Genomic DNA, 16,037 nt, shown 5'->3' on the forward strand with positions numbered 1-16,037 from the left:
CGCCCGCCCTGACCATCGAAATCGACCGGCACCATCAGTTGCCGATCTACCTGCAGATCTGCGAGCGATTCAGAACCGCGATCGCGGCGGGCCATCTGCGCCCCGGCGATCGCGTGCCCGCGCTGCGCGGCCTCGCGACGCAGCTGAACACGGCGCGCGGCACCGTCGAGCAGGCGTACACGATCCTGGTCGACGAGGGCTATCTGCAGATGCGCGGCGCGGCCGGCACGTTCGTCTCGCCGTCCCTGCCGAAATCGCTGACGCGGCCGACGCCCGCGCGCGGCGACGAACAGGCATCGCGCCCCGACGCTGCCCCCCTCCGGGTGCCGGGCAAGTCGCGCGAGCATCCGCCTCCGCGCCGCCCACAGCCGATCGCGGTCGCGCTGAGCGGCGAGCCGCGCCCGTTGCAACCGGGGCTCCCCGCACTGGACGCGTTTCCGCGCAAGGTGTGGCACCGGCTCGTGTCCCAACGTGCACGCAGCGCCGAACGCGCGTTGCTCGGCTACCCGAATCCGGCCGGCTACCGGCCGCTGCGCGAGCACATCGCCACCTATCTCGGCTTGTCGCGCGGCGTCACCTGCGTGCCGGAACAGGTGTTCATCACCGGTGGTTATCGCGCCACGCTGGAACTCGTGCTGCGCAGCCTCGCGCGGCCGAACGATCGCGTATGGTTCGAGGACCCCGGCTACCTGCTGGCCCGCACCTTCCTGTCCGAGACCGGTGTGCAGCTCGTTCCGGTACCGGTGGACGCCGAGGGCATCGACGTCGAGCGCGGCAAGCAGCTTGACGCGCACGCGCGCTTCGCGCTGGTGACGCCGTCGCATCAGAGTCCGCTCGGGCACACCCTGTCGCTGGCCCGGCGCATCGCACTGCTGGACTGGGCGGAAAAGACGTCGGGCTGGATCGTCGAGGACGACTACGACAGCGAGTTTCGCTATCTCGGCCGCCCGCTGCAGGCGCTGAAGAGTCTCGACCGGCGGGATCACGTGATCTATTGCAGTACCTTCAGCAAGGCGATGTATCCCGGTTTGCGGCTCGCCTACGCGGTCGTGCCCGAGCGCGCGATAGAGCGTGTCGACCGCGTCGCATGCAGCATGAATGCCGGATCGCCGACACTGCTGCAGGCCGCCCTGGCGGATTTCATCGAACAGGGGCACTTTGCCCGGCACCTGAAGCGGATGCGTACGCTGTACGGCGAACGGCGCACGCTGATCGTGAACGCATTGCGGCAGGCGTTCGGCGAGCGGCTGATCGTGGAGCTGCCGCCCGGCGGAATCCAGTTCGCGGTGCAGTTTCCGGACGGGCCCGACGGGCCGGTCGACGACGTCGCCGTCGCCGCGCGCGCCCGCGAAGCGGGCCTTGCGATCCTGCCGCTCTCGATCTGGTATACGAACAGCCACACGCCGCAGACGCCGCGCGGGCTCGTCATCGGGTTCGCGAACGTCGTCGATGCGGCCGAAGCGCACCGTCACGCGCACACGCTGCGCGCGTGCCTGGACCGCTGACGCACGGAAATTCGCGGCTGCGCCCGGCGCGCCGGGTTCCGGATTGGTGTCCGACGGGAAACAGACAATCGCCCTGAACGGCTATACCGCCGCCATGTGCACGCCTCTAGCATGGACACGTCGTTCTTTCGTGGACGAACCAGGAATCAGGCTGCACCGGGCGATTGCCGTATTCGTCACACGATCGCTCGACACCCACCCTTCGCGGCAGACGCAATTCGCGTGGGGCGTGCAGCCCCCTTCGCAAGACGTTTCGACCGTCGAAGCGCGTCGCTGAACTCGAGCAGGCATCATGGATGACAAGAAGCTGCAGGCCCCCTCGCTGTCTCTCCTCGACAGGTATCGGGGCCGTGACTTTCAACCCCTTTACACGACGACCGTCACCGTTTCCGGCGGCGAGACGGGACACGGCCGCGCATCCGGCGTGGCCCGCTCCGACGACGGCAATCTCGCGGTCGATCTGCGCCTGCCCGCCGAGTTCGGCGGGCCCGGCAACGGGACCAATCCGGAGCAGTTGTTCGCCGCAGGGTTCGCCGCGTGCTTCCACGGCGCGCTCAATCTGCTCGGGAAACGCGCCGAAATGGCGGCCCCGATACGGCCGTGGAAGTGCAGGCGTCGTTCGGCCGCGATCCGATGGACGGTGGCTTTGCATTGCTCGTCGACGTTCGGGTGCGGATGCCGGGCGTCGATCGCAGCCTCGCGGAGGAAATGGTCCGCGCCGCCGAGCGCCTGTGCCCGTATGCAAAGATGGCGCGGCAAGGCACCGTCAACATCATGACCGTCGTCGACTGAATCGACGCCTTGCGTGCCGCAGCGGCGTCTTGTCGCCGACGTCCTTCAACCGCCGCGAGATGCACGCCCCGCCGCGCATCTCGCGACACGCGCGGGGCGCGGACCGATCAGCCGAACGATGCCAGCGGATTACCCGCTGCCAGCGCGTCGGTGCGATTCGGCGCCGGCGGGTAGATCATGATGTCGCATGAATTGATCGCGCGGTACGGCACATGGGTCGTATTCCTGAACGTGCTCGGGTCTTCGCTCGGCCTCCCGTTGCCTGCCATACCGACGTTGATCACGGTAGGTGCTGGCACCGCGCTCGTCGCGCATGTCGGGTCGTCGACGCTGCTGCATTTCCTGACGATACTGGGTGCCGCCGTGATCGGCGGCCTGCTCGGCGATCTGGTCTGGTTCCAGGGAGGCAAACGGTACGGCAAGCGCACGCTTCACACCGTCTGCGGCCTGTCGCCGTCGCGCGAAGCGTGCGTCACGACGACCGAGCGCTTTTTCGGACGCTGGGGCGTTCGCGTGCTCGTCGTGGCACGGTTCGTACCCGGCCTTTCGCTCGTTGCCGTTCCGCTCTGCGGTGCGATGGCCGTCCGGGTGCGCGCCTTCGTCCTGCACGATTGCGCCGGCATTGCGCTGTGGGCGTCGATCGGCCTCGCCGTCGGTACGCTGTTCGCGTCGCAGATCGACGCGATCTTCGCGACTGTCGCCCGTCTCGGCTGGCAAGCGCTCGTCGTGATCGGCATCGCCCCGGTGCTGTACTTTCTGTATGGCTACTGCCGCAGGCAGATGATGGCAAATGCGCTCGGGAACGCGCGGATCAGCGCGGGCGAATTGCATGCGCTGCTCGCGAACAAGCCGCGGCCGGCCGTGATCGATATCCGTTCCGCCGAGGGGAGAACGCGCGATCCGTTTGTCATTCCGGGCGCGCTGATCGCCGATGAACACCAGCCCCGCCAGATCATGGAGCGCTATGGAACGAACCGGACGCTGGTCATCTATTGCGCGTGTCCGCACGAAGCGTCTGCCGCATCGGTGGCCAGGCAGTTGCGGCTGTCCGGCGTCAGGCTCGCCTTGCCGCTCACCGGCGGCATCGATGCATGGCGTGTCGCCGGCTTCGACGTGGAACCGATGATCGCGATGAACGACACGGCAATCGGCGTCGCCGGGCAGCAGCTTTTCACGCAGTGACCGCCATGGCGCCCTCATGCGCCGAAGCAGCGCGTATCGCCCGGCTCGTGCGACGGGCGGCCGAAATCGGCGTCACGACTCTTGCTGCGCCGGCTTTGCGCGTCCCCCGCCCCGATCGTCGGCGAACCGGGCCTTGCGCTCCCGCGACTGCGCACCTCGCGACAACCGGGCCGGTACTTTGCTCGGGTACACTCATGCCTCCGCCACACGCGCCGTCACAGCATGGACAGTCAGCTTTGGATCATTTGCGGGCTTACATTCGTCATCCATGTGATCGCGACACTGGCCTATGCGGTGCGGATTGCCGGCGTTCGAACGCGCCGGATCGCCCTGTCGTTCTCCTTGTTCGGGATCATCGCGCTGGTTTCCCGGACGGCCAACTCCTTCCAGGGGCCGTTCATCGCGAAACGGGTCGAAATGGATATTGCGCATCGGATGGGCAGCGGGTTGCTCACCGATTTCCGGCTCTTCCTGCTGAGCGCCACCGTGGCGAGCATTGCTGGCGCCTTCCTGATCCCGACTTTCCAGCGTTATTTCAGCCGCGCCGTCGAGCATTTCCAGGTGAACCGTTCGATTCCGCGGCTGCTGGTGGACGCCTGCAGTCGCGCCGGCGTCAACTATCTTCGCGTGGGCGCACGATTGCCTTCCCGCCACAACGTCACGCAGCTGACCGCGAGCACCGGCGTGTCCTGGAAAGTCATCGTGCTGAACGTGGCGGCCATGGCGATCTGGACGGTCGGTGTGTTCGCATCGCTGTATGCGGGTTACCTGAAACCCGACCTGAGGGTGACATGCGCGAACCTGTCGTCCGTCATCAACGGCTTCGCGACCGTGGTGCTGGCCGTCGTCATCGACCCGCAGGTTTCCGTCATGACCGACGATGTCATCGAGGGCCGGATATCGGAAAACAGCTTCCGGCGGGCCATCACGACGCTCGCCGGTGCGCGGGTTCTCGGCACGCTGTGCGCTCAGGCGGCGCTCGTTCCGGCGGCGTGGGTCATCGTCCGTGTTGCGGAAATCATTTAACCAGGAATAGTAGTCTGCGGATGCTGTATCGTAGGCACCCACACAGTCGCGCAGACGGGCCCACGATCTCCGTCGAGATGTCCCAGATGATCCCGCTCCACCGCAATCCAGCGTTCTATCAGCTCCTTGCCGACAGCTACGCCCGGCTGCTTGGCCGTCCCCTGGTGCCTCAGGCCATGCACGTGGACGAAGCCACCGAATGGCTCTATGAGCATGCGCCGTTCGCGGTACTCGCGCACAACACCGATCCCGACCCGGTCTTTATTTACGGCAACAAGGCCGCGCAGCGCCGGTTCGGGTACAGCTGGGATGAAATCACCCGACTGCCGTCCCGACTTTCGGCCGAGGCCCCGAATCGCGAGGAGCGGCAGCAATTCCTCGCACGCGTACAGCGGCTCGGCTACGAAGCGGGCTACAAGGGCGTGCGGGTCACCAAGTCAGGCCAGCGCTTCATGATCGAGGAAGCCACGCTGTGGCAACTACTCGACGCCGACGGCACACTGCACGGCCAAGCGGTTGTCATCCCGCGCACGCGTGACATCTGATCGGACGACCCGGTGTCTGGACCAGGGGCTGGCCGCCCTGCACGCCTCCCCCTTCCATCGACTGCATTGGTGCGGAACGGGCAACACCATGCGTCCCGAGTCGATCTGGTGCGTCGGCTCGTCGTTGCCTAGCATGCAAGCACGTGTGGTCCATCAACGGGATGGCGCTCGTGGGGATTGACTGGCAGGCAAGCGCTGCGCCGTTGCGCTGATTCGCTTCGAAGAACAACGCAGCGCCACGATACGCAAGGTACGAGAGACGTTCGCGTTGGCCATACCAGCAACCGGGAGGCATATGGAGAACGAGAGGTTGCAACCTCCGCCGCTGACACTGCTCGACAAATACCGCGGGAAGGAATTCGCCCCGCTCTACACGACCACGGTCACGGTTTCTGGCGGTACATCCAGGCACGGCCGCGCATCGGGCGTCGCGAAATCCGACGACGGCAGTCTCGCCCTCGATCTGCGCGCACCTGTCGAACTTGGCGGCCCGGGCGGCGGCACCAATCCCGAGCAGCTATTTGCCGCCGGTTACGCCGCGTGCTTTCACGGCGCGCTGAGCCTGCTGGCGCAACGCGCGCGGGTCGATATCCGGGAAACGACCGTCACCGTCGAAGTCTCGTTCGGCCGCGATCCGGTAGATGGCGGATATGCGCTGGTTGCCAACGTCACCGTCCGCATGCCGGGTGTCGAGTTGCCCGTCGCGGAAGGTCTCGTACGCGACACGGAACGTCTCTGTCCTTATACGAAGATGGCACGACAAGGCATATGCGGTTTCATCGCCGTGTCAGCTTGATGAGCGACTGGTGCGGAAGCGGCAACAGAGTGCGCACCTTGCCGGTACTACTGGCCCCCGGGGCGCACGATTACGATGGTTGCCGGGCAGGTGCTGCGGCGAATCGCCATCCGACGCGCCGGCGGCACCGCTTCAACCGATCAGGAGAACAGATCATGACGCAACGTATCAACTACTTTCAGCAATCGCCGGAACTGACCAGGAAGCTCATCGAGCTGGACGGCTTGTTTCAGAAGACGACGATCGAGGCACCGGTGCGCGAGCTCGTCGAGATCCGGGCATCGCAGCTCAACGGCTGCGCATTCTGCGTCGACATGCACATCAAGATGGCAAAGATTCATGGCGAGCGTGAATTGCGCCTGCACCACGTTGCGATCTGGCTCGAATCGACGCTGTTTTCACCCCGCGAGCGCGCCGCGCTGGAATGGACCGAGGTACTGACCCGCCTCCCCGCGCATGGCGTGCCGGACGACCTCTACGCACGCATGCGGGAACACTATTCCGAGCAGGAATTGTCGGATCTCACCGTCCTCGTGGGCGCCATCAATAGCTGGAACCGGCTGAATGTCGCATTCCGCATCGTGCCGGGATCGTTCGACAAGATGTTCGGGCTCGACAAGGCCAACCTGGAGTGACGACATGAAACGCATCATGCTCGTACTCGCGCCGCTGGTATCGTCGCTGCTGATGGCCGTTGAGCCCGCCGTCGCCGCACCGCACGCGAAGGTCACGCCGCTGACCACGGAGCCGTTGCCCGAGTATCCGGGCAAGGAAGTCCAGATGATCGTCGTGGACTATCCGCCCGGCAGCGTCGACCCCGTTCATCGTCACGACGCGCACGCCTTCGTCTACGTGCTCGACGGCAGCATCGTGATGGGCCTGAACGGCGGCAAGGAGGTCACGCTCCATGCCGGCGACACGTTCCACGAAGGCCCGGAGGACGTCCACACGGTCGGGCGAAATGCCAGCAGCACGAAGCCGGCAAAATTCGTCGTGTTCCTGATCAAGAACAAAGGCGCACCGGTTCTCACCCCCGTGAAGTAGTGCAATCGTCGTCGCGGCCCGGTAACGGCGGGCCGCTTCGCCGGTTTCGATCGCGACAATGCGTCGAACCCATGTGTTTCGTGTACGGCGACGACTCGATCCACTTCGGATCGGCAGACAGCAGCGGATCGATTCGTGTTTGAGGCCACGTTGAGGCGATCGAGCGACTTGAACGGATACGCGACGGGCGATCGCCCGATCGGGCGCCGGCGCACCGTGGTGGCGTCGGAACCTGACCCGGTTGACACGGCGGATGCGACCATCGGCCTGATCTTGCTTACCGCCCTCTGATATATGCACCGTGTTCTCGGCGGCAATCGGCCGCCGTGAACTGCCCCCTCCTGACTGGAATCAATCGCTGTCTCAAGCTTCGCGATCGGCCAACTCGCATCAACCTTCGATGCACGTGTCTCGAACTCCGACTCGCTTTCCGCGATACCGATCGCGGAGATGAGCCGCGCGCTTCGCGCGACGCGTGACCAAGTGGCCGCGCGCGGATCTCGCGCCGGCCGCATGCGCTGTCTCCGCCGGTGCCTGTGCCCTCCGTCGTACGCGCCCGGCCGTCAGCGGCTCGCCGCAAAGGCATCGATTCCGGTCAGCTTCGCGGACCACGCCCACAGACGCGCCGCCTCATCCGGATCGATCGCATGCGGCCGCACGCCGGATTCCTCGTTTCCCTGCGTGACGACCGCGACGTCGCAATCCTCGCAATAGATACCGCCGATCGCCGCAAGGCGCGGCGACGTTGCCGCCCATACCTGGGTTGCGGCACCCTGGGCCGGCGTCTTGAAAGTCGGATCGACCGGCACACCGTGCTCGTCCACCCAGCCCTGCGCCATCATCTCTTCACGTGTCAGATGACGCTGCAGCGGCGTCGCGATCTTGCCCGGATGCAGCGAATAGGCGCGGACACCGAACGGGGCGCCCAGCGCGTCGAGCTGCACCGCGAACAGCGCGTTGGCGGTCTTCGACTGCCCGTACGCGAGCCATTTGTCGTAGCCGTGTGCGAACTGGACGTCATCCCAGCGAATCGGCGACAGCCGGTGCCCGAGCGACGACACTGCAACCACGCGGGCGCCGCCGCCATGCGCGAGCACGGGCCACAGTCCGTTGACAAGTGCGTAATGGCCAAGATGATTGACGGCCATCTGCGCTTCCCGGCCGTCGCCGACGCGCGTCTCCGGGCACGCCATGATGCCCGCGCTGTTGATGACGATGTCCACGTCGCGCCGCGCATCGACGAACCGCGCCGCGAATGCGGCCACGCTCGCTAGATCGGCGAGGTCGAGTGCCGCAATCTCCACACCGTCGATGCCGCGCGTTGCTTCGCGTGCGGCATCGACGTGCCGTGCGCCGACGACAACGGTCGCACCGGCTTGCGCCAGCGCGCGCGTCGTTTCCAGGCCGAGGCCCGAATGGCCGCCCGTGACGATGGCGGTCTTGCCACGAAGGTCGAGATCGGCCAGTACATCGCTTGCCGTCGATGCTGCGCCGAATCCGGAATGAAGGGGGTGTTGCCTGCTCGTCATCGAAGGCTCCTGGAACGATGCGTGAAGCACGCGCCCGCCTGTCGGTCGCGTCACTGCACGAGGCCATTTTCCGGCGGCGCCCCCGGACTGTGAATGCAATAGAATCCGATTTTTCGTCGAGATCGTCCGGAGCTTGAACGTGGATCCCCTGTCGGAAGTGCTGTCGCTGCTGGAAACGCGCGACTCGTATTTCACCGGCCTGAGAGCAGGCGGCCAGTGGGCGGTTGCCATTCCCCCGCCCGAGGGAATCAAGTTCAATGCGGTTGTCGAGGGAAGTTGCTGGCTGACCGTCGACGGCGCCGGGGCGCCGATCCGGCTGCGCACGGGAGACTGCTTCCTGCTCGCATCGCCGCGGGCATTTTCGCTGGCGAGCGATCCATCTGTGACGCCGGTCCCTGCCGCCGACGTGTACCGGAACGTCGAACACGGCATCGCGCACTATGGCGAACCGGCGAACTGCTTTCTGATCGGCGGCCGCTTCTCGTACGAGGAAGGCATGCCGCTGCTGCTTGGCAGCCTGCCGCCCGTGGTGATCGTGAGCGGCGACTCCGAACAAGCGGCGGTGTTGCGCTGGGCGCTGCAGCGGCTCGCACATGAGTTCGGCAAACCATCGCCGGGGGCGTCGCTGATGGTTCGGCATCTCGGCCACATGATGCTGGTCGAGATCCTGCGCCGCTACGTGGACGACGGCGCGAACAGCGATGTCGGATGGCTTGCCGGGTTCGCGGATTCCCGGGTGAGCACCGCGCTTGTCGCCATTCATGCGGAGCCGGCACGACGCTGGACAGTCGACGAACTCGCGACCTGCTGCCACGTATCGCGGTCGACGTTCGCGCTGCACTTCAAGCGGCGGCTGGGATTCGGGCCGCTCGAGTACGTACTGCGCTGGCGCGTGCAGCTCGCGATGCGGGAACTGCGACGCTCGAACGCATCGATATCGGCAATCGCGCAAATGCTCGGCTACGACTCGGATAGCGCGTTCGGACACGCGTTCAAGCGCATCGCGGGTTGCTCTCCCCGTGCCTATCGACATGACATCACGGGCGGGGCGGGCGGCTAGCGTCATCGCCCGCCACGCTACGGCCTCTGTTGGTGCCCCCAGAACCCGTTTCAGTCACGCCAGTGATGCTGCCATCCGCCGATGGGATTCACTCCGATCAACATCATCGGGATAAGTATTCTTATCACAATAGCATTATTGTCAGATAAAACTCGCAATCGACACAACGCGCGACCACGAGCGTCCCCGTCGTGACGGCCGTATCGAAAGGTGGCAGAAGCTTTTGCATAGCCTCCCCCGGTGGCAACTTCAGTGCGTGGCGCGCAATCGCGTGAGTTCACCAGGGTTCCGCACCTGTCGACCGACGACTGGCGAATTGACATCATTGCTTCGCAAACGGTGACAACCCCATTTTTGTCTACGCCCGCCTGCAGTGGCATGCGCGCGATGTGCCGAATCCCGTTTCGTCGAACGCCAATCGAATGATCGCGCGGGCTTACCGCCCGCATCACGGAACGACGTGCATCGGCTGGCGGCTGACACTGCCTTCGCATTGACGTCCAGACGCGGGCCCCCTGTCGATTCGACGGCTGTCACAATTTCGGCAAGCAACATCAGGTGCATATCCCCCTGCCCCATGCCGCTAAATGGGGAAAAGTTTCGTTTTCCGTACGAGGCATGAATGGTCGGCGTCGACCGGTTGTCGAGGCAGTTGCGTCGTCGCGGTCGAAATAAGATGGACACCCGATCGACGATGCGCGTATGATGGTTTCATTCGAGCGCCCGTTTGCTGTTTGCCCGCTCGCCCTCCACTCGCCACCGTGTTGCGTCGCGTACCGCCTCGCTCGCAACGTTTGTCCCTTTCACACCGACCCGCCGCGCCATGCATCAGGCGATGCTGGCTGTATACGCTCGTCCTTGCGAGTCGCCGCAATCGATCGCCGGGAGTTCATGATGAGCATGCATATTTACCGTGGATTCGAGATCTATCCACTGATTTACCCACACGTGCCTGCGTTGGATGGCAACCCGCATAACTACGATGCCGGCTTCGACGCAGCGGTCAAGATTTGTCTTCGCGGCACCACCGATACGCTGACGCAGAGCCAGACGTTCAGGCTTCTCGACGACAGTCCGTTCGATACCGCCGGTGACGCACGTCGTGCGTCATTGCGCTACGCCGAAAGTGTCATCGACGAAAATCGCGAAAAGCAGGGCTTCTTTTCGAGCGCCGTCTGACGCGACTCACGATGGCAAAGTAACTTTCCAGCAATTTGGAGGACGAAATGATCGTCGACGAACTTCTTGACCTGATCAGAGGGTGCAAGGTCACTCGGAGCGACGCTGTCCTGCCCGCTGGAATGACCCATTCCGCGCTATGTCATCAACAGGAGCTGCAGATGTTCGCGGCTGTGCGTGCCTTTTCAATCGGAGCCGGGTATTCGGAATTCGAATCTGACGAGATCGCAAGCACCGTCATGACACGACTCGGCTAGTTTTCCTGTCGACCGTTTTCAACCAGGAGTTACATGACAACCATCACACTGAAGGTCAACGAACCAATCGATGTCGCGCTGCGACGATTCCGGCGCAGTATCGAGAAGACCGGGTTGATTCGGGAGTTGCGCAGTCGCACCAGCTACGAAAAGCCCACGACGGAGCGCAAGCGGAAAAAGGCCAGTGCCGTTGCCAGGCAGCGCTTGCGGACGAAACGCCTGATGCCGCCCCGCAAAATGTTCTAGGAACATCGTGCACGCCGTGCCGGCCGGAGGCCCGCTTGCGTCGCCATCCCGGCCCCAGGCATGAATTACGGTGGCCGGACGACGCAGGCTGCAAGCCGGCCGGCAGCCTCGCAGCCGCAAGAAGGATGATCAGTACGCCCGTCACGCCATGCAGCCGTGGTGCTGCCCGAAATTGACTCCAGCATCGCCTTTCGAGCGAGCGCACGTGCGCTCGCCGTGCAGCAAGTCAAAATGAAAACCATAATCAGAAGGCGAAGAACATGAGCTGGTACTGCGACGCGGAACGCGAGTTGGCCCATATCAGACGAGCAATCGGGCTGCTTGAGCAAGCGCAACACGCGTTCATCAACAGATCGACCGTCAACGATCCAGCGTACTGGAGAGTCAAGCTCAACAAGCTCCGCACGCAATCCGAGCGCAACAAGGTTCTCTCGCTCCAGGTGGACGAACTCCTGGCACGCCTCGAACGCATTCAGGATTCACGCTCCCGACGATAGGAGCCGATTCCTTCTTCGCCCCTCTTTTTCCGGGTGCACGCGCATTGCAGGGAGCAATCCCGGGAGCACCATCATGATCGACGCCAACCCAGGCAACACGTTTCGACACCTTCCACTCTCGCCCGAGCAGGACGCGGAAATCCGGCACTATATAAAGAAGAAGGCGCAAAAGGGCGAAGCGTGGGACACCCCTGAGTTGGCGATGATGCTCGGAGACATGCTTTCCCCTCCGCCAAGCGACGACGAGACGCCGGAGGCTACCGTCGAAGAAGTGAAACTGGCCTGCGAATATGCGTTGGCCTCGATCGACGAAGCCATGGAGTCCGTATCCGCACGTGAAGAACGACTCGCCGCGATGGAAGCCGAGGAAATGAAGCACCCCAGGCCGTAACGCATCCACGATGCCCGAAGCTCGAGCCGCCGTTGTGCCGCCGCCCCTTTGCCCTCAGCCGGATTGAACGGCCGGTCATCCCTCCGCCCATTACGTCGCGTACGCAATCGCATCGTCACTCGCCTCGAAAAAAGCGAATATCCGCGAACGCCCCGCCTGCAACGGGGCGTTCGTCGTTCAGCGGCCGATCGGCAACCCCGTCGGCTCGATCCAGCCGAGCTTGTAAGCGATCAGCAGCGACAGGAACAGCGTGACCGACAGCCCGACGCGTGCCGCGAGCGACCATGCCATCCGCTTGGACTTGCCGCGATCGTGATTCATGAAATACAGCGCGAAGATCAGGCTCGCGATGATCATCGCGAATGCCACGGAAACCAGCAGAGTTTTCATTGGTGATGCCCTTGAAGATCTGAATCGGCCTGAATCAGTTCGGCCAGTTTTTGCCGCTCGTCGGCGAGCGCGCCGACACCCGACGCCGGCCAGTCCAGCGCGACGCCGTTGCCCAGCGAATCGCGCACGAGCGCCTGGTAGCGCCGGTCGTTGATCCGGCCGTGGTCCATCGTTTCCGAGATCTCGCGCCGGAACGGCAGCGGGAAACTCGCGTACGCGCGCGACAGCGCCGCATATTGTCTCGCATCGATCTCTTTCGACGATGGTATGACTGTCCAGATCACCACGGCCACGATGGCCGTGAACGGGATCGCAGTGTAGCGAAGGATGAACTTGATCGGGGTCATGAAACGGTAGGCAGAAGTGATCGCGAATGCGGGCGGCACGGCAATGCGGCAGCGAAGCCGCGGCCGGTCCGCGCAGCACGACATTGTACTGTCAGCCCCATACGGCTGACAGAGTATGATAATGACATTATCATGTTCGTCACATGATTCAAGAGACCCGGCGCCCGTACGCATGCGGCGTTCCCGCCCTGCCACCCGGCGCCGGTTTTCATGTCCGTGCCCGCGATCCGCGGCGATTGAGCGAAGCCACCATGCCAGCGCAGTACTTTCGAAACCTGACGGGAAAACACCGCAGCGCGACCGCAAACCGTCAGCTCGGGTTTTCGCTGGCGTTCGTCGCCGGCGCGGCCAATGCCGGCGGCTTCCTCGCGGTCAAGCAATACACGTCGCACATGAGCGGCATCGTATCGGCGATCGCCGACCAGACAGCGCTCGGCGACGTGCGGCTCGCGCTGGCCGGCATCAGCTCGCTGGGGTCGTTCCTGATCGGCGCCAGCTGCTCGGCGATCCTCGTCAACTGGGGCCGCCGTCGCGGCCTGCACAGCCAGTTCATGCTGCCGCTGCTGGTCGAGGCCGCGCTGCTGCTTCTGTTCGGGCTGCTCGGCAGCCATCTCGCGCTGTGGGAAACCTTCTTCGTGCCGGTGACCGTGACGCTGCTGTGCTTCATCATGGGGCTTCAGAACGCGACGATCACGAAGCTGTCGGGCGCGGAGATCCGCACCACACACATGACCGGCATCGTGACCGACCTCGGTATCGAACTCGGGAAGCTGTTCTACTGGAACCGGTCGGCGATCGACGTCGACGCGCATGCGGTGGTCGCCAACCGCTCGAAGCTGCGGATTCATGCAACGATGCTTTCGTCGTTCTTCATCGGCGGCCTGGCCGGCGCAATCGGCTTCAAGCATGTCGGCTACGTATCGACCGTGCCGCTCGCCGCGGTGCTCGTCACGCTGGCGATCGTACCGGTGATCGACGACCTGCTCGCGCTGGTCCGCAGCAAGCGCTGAGCGCGCACCCGGCCGCGCTTCCCCGCGTGTTCGGTAGTAGCGCCGAAGGCTCATCGATTATAATTTGATTAACATACCGACCACCCTCGCCCCGCAATGGAAACAAAAACCGCCCGCCTGACCGTCCTGATCGATCCCGCGAAGAAGGAAGCATTCGAGATGCTCTGCGCAGAGCAGGATCTCACGCCTTCGCAAGTCGTGCGGCAACTGATCCGCGAGTATCTCGACCGTCACGGCGTGACGTACAAGACCAAGAGCGCGCTCGGCAAGCGCGTGAAGTAAGCGCGGCCGCACCGGCCACGCACGCGGCGGCGCTTAAAAGCCGCTTGACGCCGCGCTTGATGCCGCGCTTGACTCCGATTACGCGCCAATCTCCCACCGCCCCGGAGGCTGCGTACGCTGCACCAGCCGCTGTGGCTCGATGCACTCCCCGGCCTTCATGCGTCTCGCCGTGGCCCCGAGCTTGAGCTCGCCGGCCTGTGCGCACGCAAGTGCGCGTTCGAGCAGGATGCGGAGTGACGGCAGCCGCTGGCCGCCCTTCCACGCAAACGCGATGTAGTTGTTGTCGTCGCCGCACGGCACCAGCGTATACGACGCACCGAACACCGCTCGCAGTTGCTCGAGATGTTGCGGCAACGCCGGATCGTCGTCCATGAAGTTGATCGCCAGTACGCCGGTATCACTCAGGCGCGCCCGGCACGCAGCGAGGAATGCGGCGCCCGTGCACCGGCCACGCATGCCGTCCGCGACGAACGCGTCGTGCAGGATCACGTCCGTCCGGACCTCCGCCCTTTCCAGGTGATCCGCGGCGTCGGCGCACACCACCTTGAACCGGCCGTCATCGGCAGGAATCCTGAATACGTCCCGCAGCGCGATCACGTCCGGGTTGATCTCGACCGCGTCGATCGCCGCACCGGGCAGGTGCCGGTAGCAGTACTTCGCCAGCGAACCGCCGCCGAGCCCGAGCATGCAGATGTGCGCGGGCTCCGGCTGCAGCAGCAGAAAGCCCATCATCACGCGTGTATAGCCGAGCTCGAGCCGGCCCGGATCCCGGAGCGACATGAAGCTCTGCGTGCCGAAATGGTCGAAATGGAGCGAAAGCGCGTGCTGCGTCTCCAGCACGAACGGCCGGCCGTCGTTCAGCGGCGTCGCCAGGAACCTGACGAACGCATCGTAGGAAAATCGTTCCTCGGCCATGGCGGGAAGTCGATCAAGCAGTCGATTGGTGCGGGTACACTCAGACCTTCTTCAGGTAGCAGGCCTTCAGCATGAAGCCGCCCATGTCGGTCTTGCAGTCGACCTCATGATCGCCGCCGACGAGCCGGATGCTCTTGACCTTGGTGCCCATCTTCAGCGTGATCGATGAGCCCTTCACGCGCAAGTCCTTGATCAGCACGACCGAATCGCCATCCGACAGCACGTTGCCGTTCGCGTCCTTGACGACGTCGCCGGCAGGCTCGTCACCGGTTTCGGCACCGGCCGACCATTCATGGCCGCAGTCCGCGCATACGGTCAGCGTGCCGTCCGGGTAAGTGTTTTCCATCGCGCATTGCGGGCAGGCGGGGGCGGCGTTCATTGCAGCTTCCATTCAGGATGAGTTGGGTCGTCGATAAAAATGCCGGGCGCGCTGGCAGCGTTGCCCGGCCGGCCTGACGGCACACGCCGACGGATCGGCGGACCGCCGTCGGCGCACACGGCATTATAATGCAATTCACATATCTTGACCGCTGTATTATAATCACCGCTTTCGCGCCGTTCGCCGGATTTGCAACCTGTTTCCCCGAGAATGCCGGCACATCCACGCAGGATGCACACACCCCGGCCTCGCCGCCGGCTTCTCCGGGTGACGCGCGAAAGCGTGTTTCACGCGCGCCAGGCGCAGCGCCGGCCCGGCACCGCACACCGATTCCCCGTTCTGAGGCTTTCCGACATCGTGGCAACCGTCGTGTACGTTGAAATCGGCCCCGCGTGGAACCGCAACCGCGGCGGCGCCGCACGAAAAGCAGCCGTCGACGCGGCGCGCGGCTTCGACAGCGACATACTGCTGATCGCGAACGGGATCAGCAGCAACGCAAAGGACAGCGCCGCCGTCGCAGCGCTGCAGGTGCACGGCGGCACGTCCGCGCAAGTGCTGGCCACCGGCCCCGACGAGGAGGCGGCGCTGCAGGCGCTGCTTCCCGTGCTGCAAGCGCGCTGATTCGCGCGCCACCCGGCGTCACGGCATCCCGCCCACCCCGAATC

General features: G+C 64.4%; 21 protein-coding genes and 1 pseudogene. 17 read left to right on the plus strand and 5 right to left on the minus strand.

The window, feature by feature from the left end; genetic code table 11:
• The 8 genes and pseudogenes from pdxR to DPV79_RS40505 form a co-directional block, all read left to right on the plus strand.
• A partial coding sequence (pdxR, locus tag DPV79_RS40470; RefSeq protein WP_482764120.1) for a MocR-like pyridoxine biosynthesis transcription factor PdxR occupies positions 1-1,505 on the plus strand: 1,505 nt, incomplete at its 5' end.
• A gap of 292 nt (positions 1,506-1,797) precedes the next feature.
• Positions 1,798-2,297: pseudogene (locus DPV79_RS40475) on the plus strand (Ohr family peroxiredoxin).
• A gap of 177 nt (positions 2,298-2,474) precedes the next feature.
• Entirely contained in the window at positions 2,475-3,479 is a 1,005-nt protein-coding gene (locus DPV79_RS40480; RefSeq protein WP_113048060.1) for a DedA family protein/thiosulfate sulfurtransferase GlpE, read from the plus strand.
• Between the two features lie 222 nt (positions 3,480-3,701).
• On the plus strand, positions 3,702-4,505 hold the full coding sequence (locus tag DPV79_RS40485; RefSeq protein WP_021158223.1) for a lipid II flippase Amj family protein: 804 nt from the start codon (positions 3,702-3,704) through the stop codon (positions 4,503-4,505).
• An 86-nt stretch (positions 4,506-4,591) separates the two neighbouring features.
• A complete protein-coding gene (locus DPV79_RS40490; protein ID WP_060062894.1) occupies positions 4,592-5,050 on the plus strand; it encodes an MEKHLA domain-containing protein in 459 nt (152 codons plus the stop codon).
• Positions 5,051-5,345: 295 nt separating this feature from the next.
• A complete protein-coding gene (locus DPV79_RS40495) occupies positions 5,346-5,846 on the plus strand; it encodes an Ohr family peroxiredoxin (protein WP_113048061.1) in 501 nt (166 codons plus the stop codon).
• Between the two features lie 155 nt (positions 5,847-6,001).
• The gene (locus DPV79_RS40500; protein ID WP_059587609.1) at positions 6,002-6,481 is read left to right on the plus strand and encodes a carboxymuconolactone decarboxylase family protein; all 480 of its coding nucleotides are present in this window, start codon (positions 6,002-6,004) and stop codon (positions 6,479-6,481) included.
• Between the two features lie 4 nt (positions 6,482-6,485).
• Complete coding sequence (locus DPV79_RS40505; protein WP_113048062.1) at positions 6,486-6,890, plus strand: cupin domain-containing protein; 405 nt, start codon at positions 6,486-6,488, stop codon at positions 6,888-6,890.
• 563 nt (positions 6,891-7,453) lie between these two features.
• On the opposite strand, the gene DPV79_RS40510 is transcribed toward DPV79_RS40505, so the two are convergent.
• Complete coding sequence (locus DPV79_RS40510) at positions 7,454-8,419, minus strand: SDR family NAD(P)-dependent oxidoreductase (protein ID WP_113048063.1); 966 nt, start codon at positions 8,417-8,419, stop codon at positions 7,454-7,456.
• 139 nt (positions 8,420-8,558) lie between these two features.
• Between DPV79_RS40510 and DPV79_RS40515 the strand changes: the two genes are divergently transcribed.
• From DPV79_RS40515 to DPV79_RS40540, 6 genes are all read left to right on the plus strand, one after another.
• Complete coding sequence (locus DPV79_RS40515) at positions 8,559-9,479, plus strand: AraC family transcriptional regulator (protein ID WP_059687826.1); 921 nt, start codon at positions 8,559-8,561, stop codon at positions 9,477-9,479.
• Between the two features lie 894 nt (positions 9,480-10,373).
• Positions 10,374-10,658 (plus strand): hypothetical protein, encoded by a 285-nt coding sequence (locus DPV79_RS40520; protein WP_027792578.1) that lies wholly within the window; start codon positions 10,374-10,376, stop codon positions 10,656-10,658.
• Positions 10,659-10,705: 47 nt separating this feature from the next.
• On the plus strand, positions 10,706-10,915 hold the full coding sequence (locus DPV79_RS40525; protein ID WP_042973949.1) for a hypothetical protein: 210 nt from the start codon (positions 10,706-10,708) through the stop codon (positions 10,913-10,915).
• A 33-nt stretch (positions 10,916-10,948) separates the two neighbouring features.
• Positions 10,949-11,161 (plus strand): 30S ribosomal protein S21, encoded by a 213-nt coding sequence (gene rpsU / locus DPV79_RS40530; RefSeq protein ID WP_059687773.1) that lies wholly within the window; start codon positions 10,949-10,951, stop codon positions 11,159-11,161.
• A gap of 260 nt (positions 11,162-11,421) precedes the next feature.
• Positions 11,422-11,658, plus strand: a complete 237-nt coding sequence (locus tag DPV79_RS40535; RefSeq protein WP_113048064.1) for a hypothetical protein — start codon at positions 11,422-11,424, stop codon at positions 11,656-11,658.
• 73 nt (positions 11,659-11,731) lie between these two features.
• Positions 11,732-12,049 (plus strand): hypothetical protein, encoded by a 318-nt coding sequence (locus DPV79_RS40540; RefSeq protein WP_059687772.1) that lies wholly within the window; start codon positions 11,732-11,734, stop codon positions 12,047-12,049.
• A 177-nt stretch (positions 12,050-12,226) separates the two neighbouring features.
• Here the strand turns inward: DPV79_RS40540 and DPV79_RS40545 are convergent, their stop codons facing one another.
• Both DPV79_RS40545 and DPV79_RS40550 read right to left on the minus strand, forming a co-directional pair.
• The gene (locus DPV79_RS40545) at positions 12,227-12,439 is read right to left on the minus strand and encodes a twin transmembrane helix small protein (protein ID WP_006489184.1); all 213 of its coding nucleotides are present in this window, start codon (positions 12,437-12,439) and stop codon (positions 12,227-12,229) included.
• On the minus strand, positions 12,436-12,786 hold the full coding sequence (locus DPV79_RS40550) for a hypothetical protein (protein ID WP_027792574.1): 351 nt from the start codon (positions 12,784-12,786) through the stop codon (positions 12,436-12,438). Before DPV79_RS40550 ends, DPV79_RS40545 begins: the two co-directional genes overlap by 4 nt.
• 251 nt (positions 12,787-13,037) lie before the next feature.
• On the opposite strand from DPV79_RS40550, the gene DPV79_RS40555 reads away from it, so the two are divergent.
• On the plus strand, positions 13,038-13,796 hold the full coding sequence (locus DPV79_RS40555; protein WP_059687771.1) for a YoaK family protein: 759 nt from the start codon (positions 13,038-13,040) through the stop codon (positions 13,794-13,796).
• 96 nt (positions 13,797-13,892) lie between these two features.
• Entirely contained in the window at positions 13,893-14,078 is a 186-nt protein-coding gene (locus DPV79_RS40560; protein ID WP_021158209.1) for a ribbon-helix-helix protein, CopG family, read from the plus strand.
• Between the two features lie 78 nt (positions 14,079-14,156).
• Here the strand turns inward: DPV79_RS40560 and DPV79_RS40565 are convergent, their stop codons facing one another.
• Positions 14,157-14,993, minus strand: coding sequence for a class I SAM-dependent methyltransferase (locus DPV79_RS40565; RefSeq protein WP_021158208.1), 837 nt, complete (start codon positions 14,991-14,993; stop codon positions 14,157-14,159).
• 40 nt (positions 14,994-15,033) lie between these two features.
• Positions 15,034-15,372 carry a zinc ribbon domain-containing protein YjdM gene (locus DPV79_RS40570; protein WP_113048065.1) on the minus strand — a complete coding sequence of 113 codons (339 nt, stop codon included), beginning with the start codon at positions 15,370-15,372 and terminating at the stop codon, positions 15,034-15,036.
• 231 nt (positions 15,373-15,603) lie between these two features.
• Here DPV79_RS40570 and DPV79_RS43565 point away from each other — a divergent pair, with 231 nt between their 5' ends.
• Positions 15,604-15,993 (plus strand): HPr family phosphocarrier protein, encoded by a 390-nt coding sequence (locus tag DPV79_RS43565; RefSeq protein WP_244321899.1) that lies wholly within the window; start codon positions 15,604-15,606, stop codon positions 15,991-15,993.
• Positions 15,994-16,037: the final 44 nt, after the last annotated feature.

The organism is Burkholderia reimsis (genome assembly GCF_003294055.1).
Lineage (GTDB): Bacteria > Pseudomonadota > Gammaproteobacteria > Burkholderiales > Burkholderiaceae > Burkholderia > Burkholderia cepacia.